The sequence below is a fragment of the Streptomyces sp. NPDC005402 genome, from assembly GCF_040606575.1.
Lineage (GTDB): Bacteria > Actinomycetota > Actinomycetes > Streptomycetales > Streptomycetaceae > Streptomyces.
In genome coordinates this window covers 222,755-242,757 of sequence record NZ_JBEXFB010000011.1, presented here as the reverse complement: position 1 = coordinate 242,757, position 20,003 = coordinate 222,755, and the positions used below count along the sequence as shown (strand labels likewise).

Sequence of the window (20,003 nt, the reverse complement as noted above, 5' to 3'; positions counted from 1 at the left end):
GGGAGCCATAAGGTATTGCTCTGAACCAATGCTTGGGAAGGGGGCTCGGCCATATGTCGGTGGACGCTGACGGCGGCCCGGACGACCGCTTGACGCCGGTGCTGCGGCCGGTCAGGGCGGGCAACGGCTTCGAGGAGGCGCTGGAGCAGATCCTCCAGGTGGTGCGGCTCGGGCTGGTGCCGGGGGGCGAGCGGCTGCCGGCCGAGCGGGAGCTCGCGGAGCGGCTCGGGATCAGCCGGGTGACGCTGCGCGAGGTGCTGAAGGTGCTCCAGGACCAGGGGCTGGTGGAGTCGCGGCGCGGGCGGTACGGGGGCACGTTCGTGCTGCCCCGTACGCCGAACGCGGTGGGTGAGGAGGAACTGAGGCGGCGGATAGCCGAGGCGGACATCGAGGACGTGCTGCGTTTCCGGGAGGTCCTGGAGGTGGGCGCGGCGGGCCTGTGCGCGGCGCACGGACTCGCGGACGGGCAGGCGGAGCGGCTGCGGGCGGCGCTGGCGGCCACGCAGGAGGCCCGGCTGGCGGACTACCGGCGCCAGGACACGCTGCTGCACCTGACCCTCGCCGAACTGTGCGGTTCACCGACACTGACCGCGCAGTACGCGGCGGTACGCGCCTCGGTGAACGACCTCCTGGACTGCATCCCGCTCCTGGTGCGCAACCTGGAGCACTCGCAGCGGCAGCACGCGGCGCTGGTCGAGGCGGTCCTTGACGGGGACGCCGACGGGGCGCGGGAGATGATGCGGGAGCACTGCGCGGGGACGGCGGCGCTGCTGCGGGGATTTCTGGCGTGACCTTGCCGTGGGGTGGCCCTGGGGGCAAAGGTATGACAGTGGGCCATTGCAAGCCTGGGAGGGCCGAGTGACGACCGCACGACCGCTGATCGGCGTCAGCACGTATCTGGAGGCCGACGCGCGCTGGCGCGTCTGGGAGCTGGAGGCGGTGCTGCTCCCGGCCGGCTATCCACGGCTGGTGCAGCGGGCCGGCGGTCTGGCCGCGATGCTCCCGCCGGACGCCCCGGAGCACGCGGCGGCGACGGTGGCCCGCCTGGACGGCCTGGTCATCGCGGGCGGCCCGGACGTGGAGCCGGCCCGCTACGGCGCCACCCCCGACCCCCGCACCGGCCCACCGGCCCGTGCCCGCGACGCCTGGGAACTGGCCCTGATCCAAGCCGCCTTGACCGCGCGCATCCCCCTGCTGGGCATCTGCCGGGGCATGCAGCTCCTGAACGTCGCCCTGGGCGGCACCCTCGTCCAGCACATCGACGGGCACGCGGAGTTGCCGGGCGTCTTCGGCCACCACCCGGTCAAGCCCGTACCGGGCACGGTCTACGGCGATCTCGCCCCGGAGGAGACCCCCGTACCGACCTACCACCACCAGGCGGTGGACCGCCTCGGGCAGGGCCTCCTGCCGTCGGCGTACGCAGCGGACGGCACGGTGGAGGCCGTGGAACTCCCGGGCCCGCACTGGGTGTTGGGGGTGCAGTGGCATCCGGAGATGGGCGAGGACCTGCGGGTGATGCGGGCCCTCGTCAAAGCTGCGGCCGACGTCTGAGCCAGGCCAGGGCCGCATCGCCCTGAGCCCGTTGGAAGGCCCGGACGGTGGGGATGCCCGGGGGCGGTGGCAGCAGACAGTTGTAGAGGAAGTAGCCGGTCACGGCCGCGAGGGCGGTGGTGACGGCGTCCGGGTCGGCGGCCGCGCCCAGCGGATGTGCCGTGAACAACCCCTCCGGGTCCGGACCGCCCTGGGCACGGACGCACGGCAGCATCACCAGCAGGTCGAACCACGGGGCGGCACGCAGGGCGTGCGGCCAGTCGACGAACACGGTACGGCCGTCGTCGGCGAGCAGGATGTTGTCGGCCCGCAGGTCGGCGTGGGCGAGGGTGTCGCCGGTGACGGCCTCGGGCCAGGCGGCGGCGAGTTCCGCGAGGCGGGGCAGGTGGGCGCCGGCCCAGGGGTCCAGGCGTTCGGCGAGGTTCTTGTCCTCACCGTCCAGGAGTCGTTGCCAGCCGTTGAAGGTGCGGGCGAGGGCTGTGGCGGCGGGTGGGGCATCGAGCGGAGACGGGGTGAGCGTGCGGCTCAGCTCGGTCACGGCGTCCAGGACGCGTTCCAACTCGGCGTTGCGCCACGGGACATGGGGCTGCCGGCCGGGGACGTCCTCGTAGACGAGGGCCACCCAGGTGCCGTCGTCGTAGGTGCCGAGAAGGCGGGGTGCCGAAACGGTGGCGGGAAGCGCGGCGGCATTGCGGGCCTCGGTGCGGTGGAGCCCGGGACTGTGGGGGTTGCTGTCGCTGCTGACGGCCTTGACGAAGGCGCGGTGGCCGGTGGCGGTGCGGACGCGCGCCGCGACGCCGGGGGAGAATCCGCCGGGTTGGGTGACGGAGTGGACGACCTCGGCACCGAGCACGGCCGCCACCGCGTCGCGGACAGCCGGGGGGAGTTCTTCCCAGGGGGTTCGGACGCCGGTGGCGGGTGGGGTGGTGGCGGTCATGCACTTCATGGTGCGGGTCCGCAGTGCCGCGGGCCACGGGTTTTCGCCCCGCGAGAAGGCGTCAAGCCCGCGTCAGCGACAGCAGGTCCCTCGCCGGGCCCACCGGGCGGTGGCCCGTGGGCCACACCGCCCGCAAATCCCGGGCCAGCGACACCCCGTCCACCGGCACCCGCACCAGCCGGCGCATCGCCAGCTCCTCGCCCACCGCCAGTTCGCTCAGGACGGCAGGTCCCGCCCCGCTCACCGCCGCGGCCTTCACCGCCGTGGTGGAGGAGAGCTCGATCAGGGGGCGGGCCAGGCCTCCCAGAGCCGTGTCCAGGACCTGGCGGGTGCCCGACCCCTTCTCCCGGAGGATCAGCGGCGTCACGGCCAGTTCGGCGGCTTCCAGGGGGCGTCGGCGGCGGGCCCAGACGTGCCCCGGGGCCGTCACGACGATCAGGTGGTCGTGCGCTATCACCACCGAGTCGAGGCCGGAAGGGACCGTCAGGCCCTCCACGAAGCCGAGGTCCGCCTCGTCCGACAGCAACCGCTCCGCCACCGTCGCGGAGTTCCCCGCGTGCAGCGACACCGCCGTGTCCGGGCGCCCCGCGCGCAGGGCGAGGAGCCACCCCGGCAGCAGGTACTCCGCGATCGTCATGCTCGCCGCCACCCGGAGCCGGGAGTCCCTGCGGACCCGCAGCGCCTGCGCACCGGCGTCGAAGGCCTCCGCCGCCGCCACGATCCGCCGCGCCCAGTCGGTCACCAGCGCCCCGGCGTCGGTGAGCCGGGAGCCGCGGGGTGAGCGGTCGACCAGGGCGACTCCCAACTGCCTTTCCATGGAGCGGATCCGGCTGCTCGCCGCCGGTTGGGTGATGCCCAGTTCCCGCGCCGCCCCGCCCAGGCTCCCCAGCCGCGCCACGGCCAGCAGCAGCTCCAGCGCCCCGAGATCTGGCACCCGGTGGGACAGCCCACCGCCCACCGCCGCCCCTCGCTCCTCCACACCGCTCATAAAGACAGTTTATGCCCTCATAGAGCCGTACTCCCTGGTCGCCGCCCTTCCCGGACGACACCGTGGAGACATGGTCACCGCCGTCCGTCACCTCGGGCCGAACTGGTACGCCGCCGTCATGGGTACCGCGATCGTCGCCACCGCCGGCGTCGCGCTCCCCGTGCACCTCCCCGGCCTGCGCACGATCTGCGCCGCCGTCTGGCTCCTGTCCCTCGCCCTGCTGCTCGCCCTCCTCTGCGCCCGCGCCCTGCACTGGCGCCACCACGCCGACCAGGCCCGCGCCCACCTCCTCGACCCCGCCACGGCCCCCTTCTACGGCTGCCTCGCCATGGCCCTGCTGGCGGTCGGCGGCGGCGCCCTCACCGTCGGCCGGGACTGGATCGGGACGACGGCCGCGGTCGCTCTCGACGCCGTGCTGTTCACCGCCGGTACGGCCGTGGGGCTCGCGGCCGCCGTCGCCGTGCCGTACCTCATGGCCGTACGGCAGCGGGTCGAGCCGCGGCAGGCCACGCCCGTATGGCTGCTCCCCCTCGTCGCGCCCATGGTGTCCGCCGCCCTCGGGCCGCTCCTCGTGCCGTATCTCCCCGCCGGTCAGCCGCGCGAGACCCTGCTCCTCGGCTGCTTCGCGATGTTCGGGCTCAGCCTTCTCGCCACCCTGGTGATGCTGCCGCTCGTCTTCGCCCGGATCGTCACCGGCGGACCGCTCCCCCTCGCCCTCACCCCGGCCCTCTTCCTGGTGCTCGGCCCGCTCGGCCAGTCCACCACCGCCGTCGGCAAGTTCGCGGACGTGGCCCCCGGTGTCGTCCCGGCCCCCTCCAGCCAGGGCTTCGGCGTCCTCGCGGTCCTGTACGGCGTTCCCGTCATGGGGTTCGCACTGCTGTGGCTGGCGCTCGCCGGCGCGCATGTGGTGCGTGCCCGCCGGCACGGGATGGGGTTCTCGATGACCTGGTGGGCGTTCACCTTCCCGGTCGGCACCTGCGTCACGGGCGCCGAGGCGCTGGCTCGGCACACCGGACTCGTCGTCTACGACTGGCTCGCCACCGGGCTCTACGTCCTTCTCGTCGCCGCCTGGGGCACGGCCGCCCTGCACACCGCGCGCGGGCTGCTCAGCGGAGCGCTGCTCGCAGGGCCTCGCCCAGTGCCCGTGGTGCTTCGGACAGCGACGGCCCGTACCACGTCTGGTGCCGTCCGCTGACGAGTGCGCAGGGCAGGCCGGGGAAGGCCTCCGGGCCATCGTCGGGGGCGAAGCGGTACGGCTCGTCCGGCAGGACCACCACGTCCGGGGCCGCCGCCCGCAGCTCCTCCAGCGGGATGCGCGGATAGCGGTCCGCGTGGGTGGTGTACACGTGGTCCACGCCCAGCCGGGACAGCACATCGCCCGCGAACGTGTCCCGGCCCAGCACCATCCACGGCCGCCGCCAGATGGGCACGACTGCCGTCGTGCGGCGCGACGGGGGTTCGAGTGCCGACCACGCCTCCTCGGCCTCGTCCAGCCAGCGCGGTCGTACGCCACCACACGCCTCGACGACCCGGGTCAGCTCCCGGAGGGCCTGCGGGACGTTCCGGACCTCGGTGACCAGGACCTCCAGGCCCGCCTCGCGCAGTGCTTCGAGATCCGGCTCGCGATTCTCCTCCTCGTTGGCGATCACCAGGTCGGGGGCGAGGGCGGCGATCCGGTCGACCTCGGGGTTCTTGGTGCCGCCGATCCGGGTGACGTCGAGGTCGGCCGGATGGGTGCACCAGTCGGTGGCGCCGACCAGGACGCCGGGTGCCGAGCGGGCGATCGCCTCGGTCAGCGAGGGGACCAGGGAGACGACTCTCACTGCCGGGGCCGGTCCTGGACCGCCTCGATGTGCTCGGCCACGGCGACGACGACCACGCGGGTGTCCGCCACGGTCGCCCGCCAGCGGTGCCGCACCCCGCCGGTGAGGTACAGGGTGTCGCCGCGGCCCAGCCGGTAGGCGCGGCCCTCGGCCTCGACGTCCACCCCGCCGTCGGCGACGTACATCAACTGGTCGTTGCGGTACTGGAATTCACGGCCCGCGTCATGATCGCCGGTGAACTCCTGGGCGTGCATCTGGTGGTGGCCGCGCACCAGGGAGCGCATCCGGGGTTCGTAGTCCTGCTCCGGGCCCTCGGCGTGCACGACGTCGACGCTGCACGCCGGGTCGGCGGCGGCGAGGAGTTCGACGGCCGTGGTGCGCAGCGCGTCGGCGACCTTCTCCAGGGAGCTGCGGCTGGGGCGGGCGCGTTCGTTCTCGATCTGGCTCAGGAAGGGGACCGAGAGGCCGCTGCGCTCGGCGACGACGGCGAGGGTGAGCTCCAGCGCGCGGCGCCTGCGGCGCACGGCCGCGCCGACCCGAAGGGGCTGTTCTTTGTGGTCGCCCATGGCTCCGGCTCCCTCCTTGGCTCGTCGGTCCTGTGGCACGTCCCCTGATGAGTTGTCTGCACCCTACGCATGTTCGGCAAACCGTTTCATGCGGCCGTCACATCGAGGTCGTACGGCGTGCGACCGTACCTCACGATTCGCGCCAGCCGAACGGCCCCCTGGAAACTGCCAGGGGGCCGGATTTCGGTCACCCGTCCGCCGCGGACCGTCCAAGTCCCCTCGTCGGCATCGGAGTTCGGGCGATGACGTAGCTCTATGTGGTTGGCCGGATCCTTACCGTGCTCCCGGAACGGTTATGACGGTGTCATCCGCCCGACCATCTCCGGGTGCTCCTTCAGCCAGGCGGCGACCGCCCGCTCCTCGTGCCCCTGGCCGTACTTGTTGATCTCGCTCTCCAGGGTACCGAGCTCGTCCTCACTCATATGGAATCCCTTGATCCACTTGGTGAGCTGGGGGTACTGCTCGGGGAACTTCTCGTGGGAGATGGTGCGGATCGTGTTGCCCTCGCCGAAGAGCTTCTTGTCGTCCTTCAGCTTGGTCAGGTCGTACTGGCTGTACGCCCAGTGCGGGGACCACAGGACGACGGCGACGGGCTGCTTCCTGGCGTAGGCGCGCTTGAGCTCGGCCAGCATCGCGGGCGTGGAGCCGTCGACGACCTCGTACTCCTTGTCGAGGCCGTAGCCCGGCAGGACCTTGTTCTTGAGGAGGCTCATCTCGCCGGTGCCGGGTTCGATGCCGATGATCTTCCCGTCGAAGAGGGATGCCTTGCCCTTGAGGTCCTCGTAGGACTTCACGCCCTTGACGTACGAGGGCACGGCGACCTCCAGCGAGGTCGGCCGGTACCAGGTGCCGAGGTCCTTGAGTCTGTCCTTGCTCTGGTCCCAGTAGTTCTTCTGGGCGTACGGCAGCCAGGCGTCGAAGTTGAGATCCAGGTCGCCGGAGGCGAGGCCGGTGTAGACCGGGCCGACGTCCATCTGCTTGAGGTCGAGCTTGTACCCGCGCTTCTCCAGGACGTTCTTCCACAGATAGGTGACGGCGATGTCCTCGTCCCAGGGGAACCAGGCCACGTTCACCGGGCGCTTGGTCTCCGCCGCCCTCTTCTGGACGGGGGCCAGCTGGTCGGCCAGGCCGGGGTGCTGCTTCAGCCAGGTGCGCACGGCGTCCTGCTGGCGCCCCTTGCCGGCCTTGTTGATCTCGGCCTCCAGGCTGGTGAGCTGCTTCTCGTCCAGCTTGAAGTTCTTCAGCCACTGCCCGACGACCGGGTTCTCGTCGGCGAAGCCCTTACGGGCCACCGTGTGGATACCGTCACCCGAGCCCCAGGCGCCCTGGGGGTCCTTGAGCTTCTTCAGGTCGTAGTCGTTGTACGCCCAGTGCGGCGACCAGAGCGTGACGACGACCGGCGCCTTCTTGGCGTACGCCCGCTTCAGCTCGGCCAGCATGGCGGGCGTGGAGCTGTCGACGACCTTGTACTCCTTGTCGAGGCCGTACGCCTTGAGGACCTTGCTCTTGAGCAGGGCCATCTCACCGGCGCCGGCCTCGATGCCGGTGATGTTCCCGCCGAACTGCGCGGCCTTGCCCTTGAGGTCGGCCAGGGTGTTGATGTCCTTCATGTACGACGGGACGCTCAGCTCGAGAGAGGTCTTGTCGTACCAGGCGCCGAGGTCGTCGAGCTTGGCGCCGTACTTCTTCCAGTACTGCTCGTGGGTCGTCGGCAGCCAGGCTCCGGTCATGAAGTCGGCGTTTCCGGAGGCCAGGGAGGTGTAGAGCGGCCCGGCGTCGAACTGCTTGGCGTCCACCTGATAGCCGCGTTCCTCCAGGATCTCCTTCCAGAGGAAGGTGGAGGCGACACCGTCGTCCCAGGGGACGTAACCGATGCTGATCTTCTTGCCCTGGCCGACGTCCTTGCCGCCCGAGACGGCCGTGGCCTCGCCCGAGGTGCCGCCGAAGATCCCCATGCCGCCCGCCACGAGCGCGAGGACGACGACGCCGATCACGGCGATCTGGGGGCGGGGACGGTAGGACCAGATCTTCAGCCCGCCTCGGGACGCGCGGGCCTTGGCCGCGGCGCGGCGGCCCAGCGGGGAGACCTGGGTGCCGAGCGCGCCGGTCATGCGGTCCAGGTAGATCGCGAGGATCACGATGGCGACACCGGCCTCGGAACCGAGACCCACGTTGAGCTGGCCGATGGCCTCGTTGACGTCGCCGCCGAGGCCGCCAGTGCCGACCATGCCGGCGATCGCGGCCATGGACAGGCCGAGCATGATGACCTGGTTGACGCCGGCCATCACGGTGGGCAGTGCCAGCGGCAGCTGGACGCGCAGCAGGGTGTCGCGCGGTGTGGTGCCGAACGCCTCGGCGGCCTCGACGAGCTCCTTGTCGACCTGGCGGATGCCGAGCTCGGTCATCCGCACGCCGGGGGCGAGCGCGAAGATCAGGGTGGCGACGATGCCCGCGGAGGCGCCGGTGCCGAAGAACAGGATCGCCGGGATGAGGTAGATCATCGCGGGCAGCGTCTGCATGAAGTCCAGGACGGGCCGGACGATGCCGCTGACCCGGTCGGAGCGGGCCGCCCAGATGCCCACGGGGACGGCTATCACCAGCGCGATGATCGTGGCGACGAGGACCAGCGAGAGGGTCGTCATCGCGTCCTCCCACAGTTCGAGGGAGTCGATGAAGGCGAATCCCGCGAAGGTGAGGACGCCGGCCAGGGTGCCGCGCAGCCAGAACGCGATCACGGCGAAGATGCCCGCGAGCAGCAGGGGCTGGGGCGCCTGGAGGACGGCGTCGATACCGTCGTAGGTGCCGGTGAAGACGGTCTTGAGGAAGTCGAAGAGCCAGGACACGTGGTCGAGCAGCCAGTCGACGGTGTCGTTGACCCAGTCGCCGAGCGGGATCCTAGGCATGGGCGGCCTCCGCGTCGCCGAGGAAACCGACCAGGCGCTGCTGCCGGACCACACCGACGAGCTTTCGCTTCTCGTCGAGGACGGCCACCGGGTGCGTCGACCGGGCGCTCATCGCGCAGAGCTCGGTGAACGGCGTGTCGGGCGTCGCGGTCTCGCAGTCGCCCTCGCAGCCGCAGTCGGCCCGGGCGCCGCTCACGTCCCTGTCCATGACGGCGGACGCGGTCAGGACCCGGGAGCGGTCGACGTCCTTGGTGAAGGAGGCGACGTAGTCGTCGGCGGGCCGCACCAGGATGTCCTCCGCGCTGCCCGTCTGGACGATCCGGCCGTCGCGCATGACGGCGATCCGGTCGCCGAGCCGCATGGCCTCGTTGAGGTCGTGGGTGATGAAGACGATGGTCTTCTTCAGGGTCTTCTGGAGCTGGAGGAGCTGGTCCTGCATGTCCCGTCGGATCAGCGGGTCGAGCGCGCTGAAGGACTCGTCCATGAGGAGCAGGTCGGCATCGGTGGCGAGGGCGCGGGCCAGGCCCACGCGCTGCTGCATACCGCCGGACAGCTCGTCGGGCCAGGACTTCTCCCAGCCCCCCAGGCCGCACAGCTCCAGGGCCTCGGTCGCCCGCTCGACGCGCTCGGCCTTGGCGACGCCCTGGACGGCCAGGCCGTAGGCGGCGTTCTCCAGGACGCTGCGGTGCGGGAACAGCGCGAAGTGCTGGAAGACCATGCTGATCTTCTGCGCACGCACGGCCCGCAGCTCGCGGTCGGTGAGCGCGGTGAGGTCCTGGCCGTCGAAGCGGACATGGCCCGCGGTCGGCTCCAGGAGGCCGTTGAGCATCCGCAGCAGGGTGGACTTGCCGGAGCCGGACAGGCCCATGACGACGAAGATCTGGCCCGGGTCCACGGTGAAGGAGGCGTCGATCACCGCCGCGGTGGTGCCCTCGGCGCGCAGTCCCTCCCGGTCGGCGCCCTCGCGGAGTCTTGCGACCGCCTCGTCCGGCCGTCTTCCGAAGACCTTGTACAGCTGATCTGCCTCAAGCCGTGCTGACACGCGTACCTCTTGTCTCGTGACCACTGGGTGGGAGACGAAGGGCCGCGAACAGTTGAAGGTGCAACCTGCCTCGCTCCGAGGCCGCGCCTGCCCATATGTCCTTGGGCCAAACACACCGATGTCCCGGTTCACAGGACGCTCACACCGCCGAACGAGTCAAGCGCCGACGGCGTTGTCAGCGCTGTACGGCATGATGCGAGACGTGACCGGACGACTGATGCTCCTCGACACCGCCTCGCTCTACTTCCGTGCCTACTTCGGCGTTCCGGAGTCGGTGAAGGCACCCGACGGCACGCCGGTGAACGCCGTGCGCGGCCTCCTCGAATTCATCGACCGCCTGGTCAAGGACCACCGTCCCGACCTGCTGGTGGCCTGCATGGACGCCGACTGGCGCCCCCAGTGGCGGGTCGACCTCATCCCCTCCTACAAGGCGCACCGCGTCGCCGAGGAGCACGAGAGCGGCCCGGACGAGGAGGAGGTGCCGGACACGCTGTCGCCGCAGGTGCCGGTCATCGAGGCCGTCCTGGACGCGCTCGGCATCGCGCGTGTGGGGGTGGCCGGATACGAGGCGGACGACGTGATCGGCACGTTCACCGGACAGGCGACGGGCCCGGTGGACATCGTCACCGGCGACCGCGACCTGTACCAGCTGGTGGACGACGAGCGCCAGGTGCGGGTGCTGTATCCCCTCAAGGGCGTCGGCACGCTCCAGCTGACCGACGAGGCGTGGCTGCGCGAGAAGTATGGGGTCGACGGCCGTGGGTACGCGGATCTGGCGCTGCTGCGCGGCGACCCGAGCGACGGGCTGCCGGGCGTGCCCGGCATCGGCGAGAAGACGGCGGCCAAGCTGCTCACCGAGTTCGGCGACCTGGCCGGGATCATGGCCGCGGTGGACGACCCGAAGGCGAAGCTCACGCCGTCGCAGCGCAAGCGGCTGGACGAGTCGCGGCCTTATGTGGCCGTGGCGCCGAAGGTCGTGAAGGTGGCCGGGGATGTCCCGCTGCCGCAGGTGGAGACCGCGGTCCCGCGCGCGCCACGCGATCCCGCGGCGCTGGAGAAGCTGGCGGAGCGGTGGGGGCTGGGTGGATCGCTGCAGCGACTGGTGGCGACGCTCAGCGCGTGAATATTGCCCTCGCTTTCCACTAGTGGCATGCCGTCGCCAGAGGGGTTGATGCTAACTTAGGTAAGCCTAAGCATTGGGAACTGGGAGGCCGTCATGGCAGAAGGACCGGGACGCAAGCCGCGGAAGCCTCACTCCGCACAGGTGGTCCGCACCGAACGCCTCACCCCGCACATGCAGCGTGTGGTGCTCGGCGGCGACGGACTCGCCGAGTTCGCGGCGGACACCTGCACCGACCACTACGTCAAGATCCTGTTCCCGGCCGAGGGCGCCACCTACCCCGAGCCCTTCGACATGCAGCGCATCCGCGAGGAGTTCCCGCGCGAGCAGTGGCCCGTGACCCGCACGTACACCGTGCGCCACTGGGATCCCGAGCACCGTGAACTCACCCTGGACTTCGTGATCCACGGTGACGAGGGCCTGGCCGGCCCCTGGGCGATGCGTGTCCGGCCCGGCGAGACCGTGCGCTTCATGGGCCCGGGCGGGGCCTACGCCCCCGACCTCGACGCCGACTGGCATCTGCTGGCCGGTGACGAGAGCGCGCTGCCCGCGATCGCCCGCTCCCTGGAGTCGTTGCCCGACGGCGCCCGGGCGCACGCCTTCATCGAGGTCTCCGGGCCCGAGGAGGAGCAGAAGATCGACTCCGACGTGGAGGTCGTCTGGCTGCACCGTGGCTCCCGGCCCGTCGGCGAGGCCCTGGTGGAGGCCGTCCGCGCGCTGGAGTTCCCGGAGGGCCGGCTGTGCGCGTTCGTGCACGGCGAGGCGCACTCCGTGAAGCAGCTGCGCCATCTGCTGCGGGTCGAGCGCGGCATCCCGCGCGAGGACCTGTCCATCTCCGGCTACTGGCGCCTGGGCCACAACGAGGACGGCTGGCAGGCCTCCAAGCGGGACTGGAACGCGCGCATCGAGGTGGAGCAGGAAGGTGCGGCGCCGGCCGCTTAGGCACGCGTCTCGGGCATAGGTTTGTGAAAGGGGCGGCACCTTCGAAGGTGCCGCCCCTTTCCCATGTCCGGGTGGGGTCACACCGACCGCTGGTACGACCGGAACGTCCTGATCGACAGCCACACCGCCACGACCGCAAGCCCGAGCAGCGCTCCCCCGCGACCCAGCACGACACTCCAGTCCGGATCGGCGGACAGGGCCGAACGGCCTGCCACCATCGCCCAGTTCAACGGGTTGAAGTCGGCTGTGTGCCGCATCCAGGAGGACATCTGCGAGGGCGCCATGAACGCGCTGGACAGGAAGGTCAGCGGGAGCAGCAGGAAGGTGTTGATCCCGATGATCGACTCCCGCTCCCGCACCAGCATGCCGAGCGCGTTGGACAGCGCCCCGAACACGGTGCCCAGCAGGACCGAGGCGAGCACCAGGACGGCGACCCCGGCGACGCCCCCCGGATAGTCGGCGCCGCCCAGCAGTCCGAGGAGCACGATGACCACCGACTGGAAGGCGGTCACCAGACCGTTGTTGACGACGTTGCCGTTCATCAGCGCTGCCCGGCTCACCGGAGTGGTCAGGAAGCGGTTCAGCGTGCCGCGCTGGATCTCGTCCAGGGTGGTCATCCCCGCCCACATGTTGGAGCTGAGCGCGCTCATCACGACCACACCCGGGACGAGGTAGTCGAGATACGAGGTGGTCCCGAAGCCGCCGAGCTCGACGACCTTCCTGAAGAGGCTGCCGAAGAGGAACAGCCAGATCACCGGCTGGATCAGAGTGATGATCGCGTACGCGGGCTGCCGTACGAACACCATGAGTTGACGCTGCGTCATGGACCAGGTCTGGGAGACGGCCGTGCTCATCGGGCACCCACCAGGTCTTCGGCGGCGGAGTAACGGCGGCCCGCGTAGCGCAGGTAGACGTCGTCGAGGGACGGACGGGCGACGGTCGCGGTGGCGACCTTGACCCCGGCCCGCTCCAGCGCGGCGAGCAGGACGGGTACGGCGGCGGCCCCGTCGTCGGCGCGGACGCTGACGCGGTGTCCGTCGGCCAGCACCTCGTGCACGCCCGGCATCCCGTGCAGGGCGCCGGTCAGAAGTGTGCGCCCCGCGTCGCCGAGCGGCTCGCGCAGCTCCACATGCACGGCGTCGCCGCGGAGTTCGCCCTTGAGCGCGTCCGGGGTGCCCTCGACGACGATCCGGCCGCGGTCGACGACCGCGACCCGCTCGGCGAGCCGGTCGGCCTCTTCGAGGTAGTGCGTGGTGAGGAGGATCGTCAGCCCCTCCTCCCCCGCGAGCCGGCCGATCTCGTCCCACATCGCGGTGCGGGCCTCGGGGTCGAGACCGGTGGTGGGCTCGTCGAGGAAGAGCACCTCGGGACGGTGCACCAGGCCGAGGGCGACGTCGAGCCGACGTCGCATGCCGCCGGAGTAGCCCTTGACCGGACGCCGGGCGGCCTCGGTGAGCGTGAAGCGGTCGAGGAGTTCGTCCACCCGCTGTTCTAGGGCGGCGCCCTTCAAGCCGTAGAGCCTGCCCTGGAGCCGGAGGTTCTCGCGGCCGCTTGCGACCGGGTCGGCGCCGGAGCCCTGGGCGACCACGCCGATGGCCCGCCGGACGCGGTCCGGGTGGCGCAGCACGTCATGGCCGGCGACGGTGGCCGAGCCGGAGTCGGGGCGGGCCAGGGTGGTGAGGATCTTGACGGTGGTGGACTTGCCGGCGCCGTTCGGGCCGAGCAGGCCGAAGACGCTGCCCCGCTCGACGACGAGGTCGATGCCGTTGAGGGCGGTGACCTCACCGCCGTAGGTCTTGATCAGTTGACGCGCCTCGATCGCGGGCGCACGGGTGTTCATGGCAGGTGCTCTCCTGGGTCTCCTGGCCGAGCGGACGACAACTGATCCGCGTGAGGAGCACCGGGCTATCCTGGGTGTGCCGCACCTCGATCGCCTGGATGTGCCTCAGGGCGGATTCAGTTCGGGGTTCGAGGCCCCGGCGGGCTGCTGCAACAGCCGTGCCGGGGCCTGTTCTTGTTCAGGTCACGGTTCGTGGAACGCCTTCCACTCCTCGATGCCGGGCAGCGTGCCCTTTCTGAGTTCGTCGAGGAAGCCGCCGACCCACGCCGCCTCCGCCTCGACCATGTGGAGCTGGTACTCGTTCTCCACGAGGAAGAGCCGGGGCAGCGTCTCGTACAGCTTCTCCAGTGCGCCTCGGCCGCTCGCCAGCTGGACCAGCAGGGCGTCGAGGCGCTCCTCCAGCAGCGTCACCACGTCGTCGGGGTGGAGCACCCCGAGCAGTGAGAGCGCGGTCTCGAAGATCGGGTACTCCTTGGCCGGGGAGGCGACCAGGTCCGACATCCACTCGGTAGTCTCCTGGCGTCCGGCCGCGGTGATGCCGTACACGGTCCGCTCGGGCCGGTTGCCCTGCCGCTCCACGTCCGTGACCTCGACGAATCCATGTTTCTCGAGGTTCTGCACGACCGTGTAGAGCGAGCCGTAATTGATCTTCGTGCTGGAGTCCTTGCCCTGGCGGCGCAGAGTCTGGGCGATCTCGTAGGGATGCATCGGCTTCTGCCACAGCGTCGCCAGCACGGCGAGCGCCAGGGGGTTGCGGAGTTTGCGACGCCGCATGCCTTCACCTCACCTCCGAAGCTCGCATCCGAATATCCGCGACCGAACATATCGCGATCTACGACAGACCGTCAATAGACACGATGTATCGCGTATGAACGGTCCGCGCAAGGGCGTGAGGACTTGGGCGCCGCTTCGACATGCCTGCGTCACGCACCCGAAACAGCCTCTCCCTAATTTCTGTCACCCGACAGGAATCCAGCTCCCGCACCGCTGGTCCGCCTCTTTCGCCCTCATGCCGCCGAAGGCAGGTGCCGCCGTGACGACGACCAGTCCCTCCGACGTCCGTCCCGATCCCCCGCATTCCCCCGCCCCCGAGGACCGGTCCCTCGCCGAGTTCGGCTACCACCAGGAACTGCACCGCAGCCTGGGCCGGTACGCGTCCTTCGCGGCGGGGTTCTCGTTCATCTCGGTCCTGACGACCGTCTTCCAGTTCTTCGCCTTCGGGTACGCGTTCGGCGGCCCCGTCTTCTTCTGGGCCTGGCCCGCGGTACTGGTGGGGCAGCTGCTGGTGGCGGCCTGCTTCGCGGAACTGGCGGCGCGCTACCCGCTCTCGGGCGCGATCTACCAGTGGTCGTCCCGCCTCTCCAACCCGACCTTCGGCTGGTTCGCCGGCTGGATCATGGTGATCGGGCAGATCGTCGTGGTCGCCGCGGCGGCGCTGGCCCTGCAGATGGTGCTCCCGGCGATCTGGTCGGGCTTCCAGCTGGTCGGCACCGACCCGGCACCGACCTCGGCGGACGGGGCGGCCAACGCGGCGGTCCTGGGCGTCATCCTCCTCGTCCTGACGACCCTCGTGAACGTCCTGGACAACCGTGTGATGTCCCTGATCAACCGGGTCGGCGTCACCGCCGAGATCATCGGGGCGGTCCTGATCGTCGTGCTCCTGCTGACCCACTCCGAGCGCACACCGAGCATCACCTTCCACACCGCGGGCGCCGCGCAGAACGGCCTGTTCGGGGCACTGCTGGTGGGCTCGTTCACGGCGGCCTACGTGATGATCGGCTTCGACAGCGCGGGCGAGATGAGCGAGGAGACCCGCAACCCCCGGCGCACCGCGCCCCGCACCATCCTCACGGCGCTCGGCGCGGCCGGCGCGCTCGGCGGCCTGATCGTCCTGGGCGGCCTGCTCGCCGCCCCCAGCCTCACCGACGGGCACCTGTCGGTCGACGGCCTCAGCTACGTCCTCACCAGCAGCCTCGGCGACGGGGTCGGCAAGGCCCTGCTGGCCGACGTGGTGATCGCGATCACGGTGGCCACCCTCGCCATCCAGACGGCGGCCTGCCGCATGCTCTTCTCCATGGCCCGCGACGGCCAACTGCCCTTCGCGGGCCGCCTCGCGCGCGTGAACCCCCGCACGGGCATGCCCAGCGCCCCCGCTCTGGTCGTCGGCCTCCTGGCGGCCGCCCTGCTCCTCCTCAACTTCGCCTCACCGGAGGCGTTCCTGGCGATCGGCACGACCTGCATCGTGATGCTGTACCTGGCGTACGCGATGGTCACGGGCCCCCTGCTGATCCGCCGCGTGCGGGGCGAGTTCTCCTCGTCGGGCACCGACGAGGAGGGCGGCCGCCTGTTCTCCCTGGGCCGCTGGGGCATCCCGGTCAACGCCCTGGCCCTCCTCTACGGCCTCCTCATGACCGTCAACCTGGCCTGGCCCCGGGCCGAGGTGTACGACCCGGCGGGCGGGCACTGGTACTTCCAGTGGTTCACGGTGCTGTTCCTGGCGGCGACGCTGGCGGTCGGCGTGACATGGCGCGCACTGCGCGGGCGTACGCCTGCCAGTTGACCCTCGTTGGGTTCGGCGGCCCCCTCAGTCGCCCCGGACACGCGCGTGCAGATGCATGTCGTGCCAACCGTCCGGATGCAGAACCGCACTCCGCTTGGTTCCCTCCAGAGCGAAGCCCGTCTTGGTCGCGACACGGCACGAGGCCTCGTTACGGACGGCGTGCATGAGCTCAAGACGGTGGAACCCGACGTCGTCGAGGGCCCAGCGAGACAGGGCGGCCGTGGCACGGGCGGCCACACCCTGCCCGCGGGCCCCCGCCGTCGTCCAGTACGCCAACTCGGCCTGCCCGTCGTTGAGATGGATCTCGCGCAGGGCCACCCGGCCGAGCAGCAGATCGCTGTCCCCGTCCACCACGGCCCACTGAGCGGTCTCCTCGCGGGCCCAGGCCTGCCGCCACTCCTCGATCCAGCCGCCGACCTCGTCCACGGAGTCGGCGGCACGGGCGTGCCACTGGCGCATCGCCGGGTCCTGGAACGCGACGTGCACCGCGGGCGCGTCCTGCGGACGCCAGGGGCGCAGGAGCAGGCCGTCACCGGTGGGGAGGGCGGGCTGAGCGGTGCGCGAAAGGGCGCCGGGTGCGAGCACCGGTTCGGTGAGGAAGGGCATGACCCGCATCCTGCCAACCGAGCGAGGCCCATCCCAACGGGTTTTACCCTTGACGGAGAGGGGACACAGACCTCGCATTCCGCCCCCGGACGAAGGCGCAGCCCCCCTTGGCCGTGCGAGTCGGGCGTGCCGTCCCCGCGACGAACTTGCTCCCCAACTGCCGCAAACGAGGGTGGTACCCGCAGCGCATCGTCGGCCCGGAGTGCGCGGCCGTGCATCCGGCGGCCAGGGGATCCGCTCCGTGCGCCGGGGCTGCGCCCCCTTTCCCACGGCCGGAAATCGTCGCATGGTGCGAAGTGGTGGGCTGTCAGGGTGAATGCGGGCATGAGCGGTGTCGCACCCGGGCCCGTGGGGGTGGTGGCCGAATGCCTGCGATGGTCGGCGGGAGGACTCAGGGGCGTCGTGCGTGTGAGGCACTGACGCGGTCGGCGTTGTTGTGTGCGAATGCGAAACCGCGCGAGATGGGCGAACACCTTCCGCCCGCCGGGCGGTCCGGAATGCCACCAAGAACATGGAACCGACTTCCGCGCTACGTGTCCTGAACAGTCGCCCGTCACGGCGCCCCACACTAGCTCCAGGCCGCCCCCACACAGTTGACGAAACCCACAGCGGCACTGGAAGGTAATGGTGATCCACGGCCTCACCACCGACAACGCTGTCGAGGCGGTGATGGCCGCGATTGTCGGCGCCGTCGGGCGGTCGCCTTGAAGGTCACACCAGCGAACAGCCCGGCACATGATTGACGGGGCCCCGGTCGAGCCGAACCGGCCGAATCGCAGCGTACGGAGCACAACGCACAGTTCATGAACTTGGTCGACTCCGCCTCCCGGAGGGCATCATGAAACGCTCTGCTCGTGCCCGGTTGTCTCGATGCGTTCCCACGGGCTCGCAGCCAATCCTTGATCGGACATCACTCGACTGGCCGGCTCGTCGCGAGACGACTCGGAAAGCACTCTTCGCCTCGTCGACCTCGCCAGAAGCAGCCGACGGACAACTCCAGGAACGGTTCGAAACGGCCTAGGTGCTTCTCATCCTCTGATGAGTGGGTCGATAAGCATGCTGAGACAGAAACTGGGAGAGAATAATGCCCCAGAACGTCACTATCAAGTTGCCCATTCCGCCCCGACTGAACGCTGGTTTGGCAGCCGCCAGGGAACGCAATCTGGAGTGGATGCGCCAGCATAAACTGGTCTCGGGCCACAGTGCCATTCATCGCTACATGTTCTCGGCAGTAGCCGACTTGGCAGCCTACAGCTATCCGGACGTCGACGGTGATGACCTCGACCTGGCCTTTGACACTATGGGCTGGTTCTTCCTGTTCGATGATCTGTTTGATGTACCCGAGGGGCGAAAAGCCGACGCAGCCGTCGACGTGTGCCAGCAACTCATCGCGCTCGTCAGCCACCCCTCGTCGCGGAGGGTCAACCACGACGTCCCTCTGGTTGGCGCCTTCGCCGACATCTGGCGGCGAGCCAAGAGGGGAATGTCCGAGGAATGGCAGCGACGGGCCGCTCACAACTGGGTGGACTACCTGACGGGAAACCTCACTGAGGAGATAGATCGCCGTACGTGGATCCCCCAGGACTTCGCCACCCGGATGCGCATTGGTCACCGCACGCTGGGGCTCATCCCCTCGCTCGACCTGGCCGAACGGGTGGGACACTTCGAGATCCCACAGATCATTTGGCACAGCAGCCATCTGGAATCCATGCGCCGAGCGGCTGTAGATTCCGTCAAGCTCATCAACGAGGTGATGTCTCTCGAGAACGACGACGCACGAGGTGATCCCAATCTGGTGAGGTGCCTCATGCGGCAACGTCATTGTTCGCGAGAGGAGGCCATCGAGCTCGCCATCATTCTCGTCCAGACAACGGTCAATCAGCTATTTGAGCAGATGAAACTGATCCCCCTGTTCTGCGCCCGGCTCGGCCTCACGAGCACGGAGTCCGAGAAAGTCCAACGGTATGCGTCCGCAATGTGCACGTGGATACGCGGCAGCTACGACTGGAGCCGCAACAACGGCCGTTATTCCCCACGCACGGCCAGCGCGCTCAGTCCCAACGTGACCGGCCAACTGCACCCCGCGAACCTCACGGCGGTGTCTCCATAGCTTTCCGGCGCCGAAGTCCCCCTTTTCGAGATCGGTGTCAGAGCCTCCTCGTAGGCTTGTCCTGATGAGACGCCGTACCTCGCCCCCGCCCTCTCCCCTGCCGCAGCGCGACGGGGTCGATCCAGTGCGAGTGCGGCTACCGCCCGGTGACACCTGGGTGACTGTGCGGGATCACCTCGTGGCGCGGCTCGCGGCCGGGGGCGAAGTGATCGACGGGATGCTGGAGGCGGGGCAGATCGTGGACGCCGCCGGGCATCCGGTGACCCGCGACACGGCGTACGTCCCGGGGATGTTCGTGTGGTTCCACCGGGAACTGCCCGCCGAAGAGCGGGTTCCGTTCCCGATCGACGTCATCTACCAGGACGAACACCTGGTGGTGGCCGACAAACCGCACTTCCTCGCCACCACCCCGCGCGGCAGCCACATCGCCGAGACGGCCCTGGCGCGGCTGCGCCGGGAGCTGGCCATTCCCACGCTGGGCGCCGCGCACCGCCTGGACCGTCTGACGGCCGGCCTGGTGATGTTCACCGTACGGCCCGAGGAACGCGGTGCCTATCAGTCGCTGTTCCGGGACAGACGGGTGGCGAAGGAGTACGAAGCCGTGGCCCCGTACGACCCGGCGCTGCCCCTGCCCCGCACCGTGCGCAGCCGCATCGTCAAGGAGCGCGGAGTCCTGGCGGCCCAGGAGGTCGAGGGGGAACCCAACGCAGTCAGCCGGATCGACCTGCTGGAGCACCGGGGCGAGCGTGCCCGGTACCGGCTCACGCCGGGTACCGGGCAGACGCACCAGCTGAGGGTGCACATGAGCGCTCTGGGGGTGCCTATCCTCGGCGACCCCCTCTATCCGGTGGTCACCGCCGCCGTGGCGCCCGGCGACTTCCGGCGCCCTCTCCAACTGCTGGCACGGGTACTGGAGTTCACTGATCCGGTCACGGGACGCGAGCACCGGTTCGTCAGCCCACGCAAGCTGCGGGCCTGGTCGTCCTACGAGGAGTGGGCAGCGGGGTGACCCCGG

Annotated in this window: 18 protein-coding genes; 8 read left to right on the top strand and 10 right to left on the bottom strand. The window is 70.1% G+C overall.

Features of this window, described 5'->3' with window-relative positions:
• Positions 1-53: 53 nt before the first annotated feature.
• Positions 54-791: an FCD domain-containing protein gene (locus tag ABZT02_RS23055; RefSeq protein WP_356019989.1), complete on the top strand. Its 738-nt coding sequence runs from the start codon at positions 54-56 to the stop codon at positions 789-791.
• A 67-nt stretch (positions 792-858) separates the two neighbouring features.
• Positions 859-1,551 carry a gamma-glutamyl-gamma-aminobutyrate hydrolase family protein gene (locus tag ABZT02_RS23050; RefSeq protein WP_356019987.1) on the top strand — a complete coding sequence of 231 codons (693 nt, stop codon included), beginning with the start codon at positions 859-861 and terminating at the stop codon, positions 1,549-1,551.
• On the opposite strand, the gene ABZT02_RS23045 is transcribed toward ABZT02_RS23050, so the two are convergent.
• A complete protein-coding gene (locus tag ABZT02_RS23045; protein ID WP_356019985.1) occupies positions 1,529-2,488 on the bottom strand; it encodes an aminoglycoside phosphotransferase family protein in 960 nt (319 codons plus the stop codon). The two genes, ABZT02_RS23050 and ABZT02_RS23045, sit on opposite strands and share 23 nt — an antisense overlap.
• A gap of 61 nt (positions 2,489-2,549) precedes the next feature.
• Positions 2,550-3,476: a LysR family transcriptional regulator gene (locus tag ABZT02_RS23040; protein ID WP_356019982.1), complete on the bottom strand. Its 927-nt coding sequence runs from the start codon at positions 3,474-3,476 to the stop codon at positions 2,550-2,552.
• Between the two features lie 70 nt (positions 3,477-3,546).
• On the opposite strand from ABZT02_RS23040, the gene ABZT02_RS23035 reads away from it, so the two are divergent.
• Positions 3,547-4,671 (top strand): TDT family transporter, encoded by a 1,125-nt coding sequence (locus tag ABZT02_RS23035; RefSeq protein WP_356019980.1) that lies wholly within the window; start codon positions 3,547-3,549, stop codon positions 4,669-4,671.
• Here ABZT02_RS23035 and ABZT02_RS23030 read toward each other — a convergent pair.
• The 4 genes from ABZT02_RS23030 to ABZT02_RS23015 form a co-directional block, all read right to left on the bottom strand.
• A complete protein-coding gene (locus ABZT02_RS23030; RefSeq protein WP_356019978.1) occupies positions 4,583-5,299 on the bottom strand; it encodes a helical backbone metal receptor in 717 nt (238 codons plus the stop codon). The genes ABZT02_RS23035 and ABZT02_RS23030 overlap by 89 nt on opposite strands.
• Complete coding sequence (locus tag ABZT02_RS23025; protein WP_356019976.1) at positions 5,296-5,865, bottom strand: XRE family transcriptional regulator; 570 nt, start codon at positions 5,863-5,865, stop codon at positions 5,296-5,298. Before ABZT02_RS23025 ends, ABZT02_RS23030 begins: the two co-directional genes overlap by 4 nt.
• A gap of 293 nt (positions 5,866-6,158) precedes the next feature.
• Positions 6,159-8,768 carry an ABC transporter permease/substrate binding protein gene (locus tag ABZT02_RS23020; protein ID WP_356019974.1) on the bottom strand — a complete coding sequence of 870 codons (2,610 nt, stop codon included), beginning with the start codon at positions 8,766-8,768 and terminating at the stop codon, positions 6,159-6,161.
• A complete protein-coding gene (locus tag ABZT02_RS23015) occupies positions 8,761-9,810 on the bottom strand; it encodes a betaine/proline/choline family ABC transporter ATP-binding protein (RefSeq protein ID WP_356019972.1) in 1,050 nt (349 codons plus the stop codon). Before ABZT02_RS23015 ends, ABZT02_RS23020 begins: the two co-directional genes overlap by 8 nt.
• A gap of 193 nt (positions 9,811-10,003) precedes the next feature.
• Between ABZT02_RS23015 and ABZT02_RS23010 the strand changes: the two genes are divergently transcribed.
• Positions 10,004-10,933 carry a 5'-3' exonuclease gene (locus ABZT02_RS23010; RefSeq protein ID WP_356020143.1) on the top strand — a complete coding sequence of 310 codons (930 nt, stop codon included), beginning with the start codon at positions 10,004-10,006 and terminating at the stop codon, positions 10,931-10,933.
• 93 nt (positions 10,934-11,026) lie between these two features.
• Entirely contained in the window at positions 11,027-11,872 is an 846-nt protein-coding gene (locus ABZT02_RS23005) for a siderophore-interacting protein (RefSeq protein WP_356019970.1), read from the top strand.
• A gap of 77 nt (positions 11,873-11,949) precedes the next feature.
• On the opposite strand, the gene ABZT02_RS23000 is transcribed toward ABZT02_RS23005, so the two are convergent.
• From ABZT02_RS23000 to ABZT02_RS22990, 3 genes are all read right to left on the bottom strand, one after another.
• Positions 11,950-12,726, bottom strand: a complete 777-nt coding sequence (locus tag ABZT02_RS23000) for an ABC transporter permease (protein WP_356019967.1) — start codon at positions 12,724-12,726, stop codon at positions 11,950-11,952.
• The gene (locus ABZT02_RS22995) at positions 12,723-13,712 is read right to left on the bottom strand and encodes an ATP-binding cassette domain-containing protein (protein ID WP_356019965.1); all 990 of its coding nucleotides are present in this window, start codon (positions 13,710-13,712) and stop codon (positions 12,723-12,725) included. Before ABZT02_RS22995 ends, ABZT02_RS23000 begins: the two co-directional genes overlap by 4 nt.
• Before the next feature lie 183 nt (positions 13,713-13,895).
• Entirely contained in the window at positions 13,896-14,486 is a 591-nt protein-coding gene (locus ABZT02_RS22990; protein WP_356019963.1) for a PadR family transcriptional regulator, read from the bottom strand.
• A gap of 259 nt (positions 14,487-14,745) precedes the next feature.
• On the opposite strand from ABZT02_RS22990, the gene ABZT02_RS22985 reads away from it, so the two are divergent.
• Entirely contained in the window at positions 14,746-16,272 is a 1,527-nt protein-coding gene (locus tag ABZT02_RS22985; protein ID WP_356019961.1) for an amino acid permease, read from the top strand.
• A gap of 24 nt (positions 16,273-16,296) precedes the next feature.
• On the opposite strand, the gene ABZT02_RS22980 is transcribed toward ABZT02_RS22985, so the two are convergent.
• A complete protein-coding gene (locus ABZT02_RS22980; RefSeq protein ID WP_356019958.1) occupies positions 16,297-16,878 on the bottom strand; it encodes a GNAT family N-acetyltransferase in 582 nt (193 codons plus the stop codon).
• Positions 16,879-17,962: 1,084 nt separating this feature from the next.
• Between ABZT02_RS22980 and ABZT02_RS22975 the strand changes: the two genes are divergently transcribed.
• The gene (locus tag ABZT02_RS22975) at positions 17,963-18,988 is read left to right on the top strand and encodes a pentalenene synthase (protein WP_356019956.1); all 1,026 of its coding nucleotides are present in this window, start codon (positions 17,963-17,965) and stop codon (positions 18,986-18,988) included.
• A 64-nt stretch (positions 18,989-19,052) separates the two neighbouring features.
• The gene (locus ABZT02_RS22970; RefSeq protein ID WP_356019953.1) at positions 19,053-19,997 is read left to right on the top strand and encodes an RluA family pseudouridine synthase; all 945 of its coding nucleotides are present in this window, start codon (positions 19,053-19,055) and stop codon (positions 19,995-19,997) included.
• Positions 19,998-20,003 lie beyond the last annotated feature (6 nt).

Excerpts from the sequence above, each read along its gene's own strand:
- ABZT02_RS23055 (WP_356019989.1), top strand. The coding sequence starts at position 54 with ATGTCGGTGGACGCTGACGGCGGCCCGGACGACCGCTTGACGCCGGTG.
- ABZT02_RS23045 (WP_356019985.1), bottom strand. The coding sequence starts at position 2,488 with ATGACCGCCACCACCCCACCCGCCACCGGCGTCCGAACCCCCTGGGAA.
- ABZT02_RS23040 (WP_356019982.1), bottom strand. The coding sequence starts at position 3,476 with ATGAGCGGTGTGGAGGAGCGAGGGGCGGCGGTGGGCGGTGGGCTGTCC.
- ABZT02_RS23035 (WP_356019980.1), top strand. The coding sequence starts at position 3,547 with ATGGTCACCGCCGTCCGTCACCTCGGGCCGAACTGGTACGCCGCCGTC.
- ABZT02_RS23025 (WP_356019976.1), bottom strand. The coding sequence starts at position 5,865 with ATGGGCGACCACAAAGAACAGCCCCTTCGGGTCGGCGCGGCCGTGCGC.
- ABZT02_RS23020 (WP_356019974.1), bottom strand. The coding sequence starts at position 8,768 with ATGCCTAGGATCCCGCTCGGCGACTGGGTCAACGACACCGTCGACTGG.
- ABZT02_RS23010 (WP_356020143.1), top strand. The coding sequence starts at position 10,004 with ATGCGAGACGTGACCGGACGACTGATGCTCCTCGACACCGCCTCGCTC.
- ABZT02_RS23005 (WP_356019970.1), top strand. The coding sequence starts at position 11,027 with ATGGCAGAAGGACCGGGACGCAAGCCGCGGAAGCCTCACTCCGCACAG.
- ABZT02_RS23000 (WP_356019967.1), bottom strand. The coding sequence starts at position 12,726 with ATGAGCACGGCCGTCTCCCAGACCTGGTCCATGACGCAGCGTCAACTC.
- ABZT02_RS22995 (WP_356019965.1), bottom strand. The coding sequence starts at position 13,712 with ATGAACACCCGTGCGCCCGCGATCGAGGCGCGTCAACTGATCAAGACC.
- ABZT02_RS22990 (WP_356019963.1), bottom strand. The coding sequence starts at position 14,486 with ATGCGGCGTCGCAAACTCCGCAACCCCCTGGCGCTCGCCGTGCTGGCG.
- ABZT02_RS22980 (WP_356019958.1), bottom strand. The coding sequence starts at position 16,878 with ATGCCCTTCCTCACCGAACCGGTGCTCGCACCCGGCGCCCTTTCGCGC.
- ABZT02_RS22975 (WP_356019956.1), top strand. The coding sequence starts at position 17,963 with ATGCCCCAGAACGTCACTATCAAGTTGCCCATTCCGCCCCGACTGAAC.
- ABZT02_RS22970 (WP_356019953.1), top strand. The coding sequence starts at position 19,053 with ATGAGACGCCGTACCTCGCCCCCGCCCTCTCCCCTGCCGCAGCGCGAC.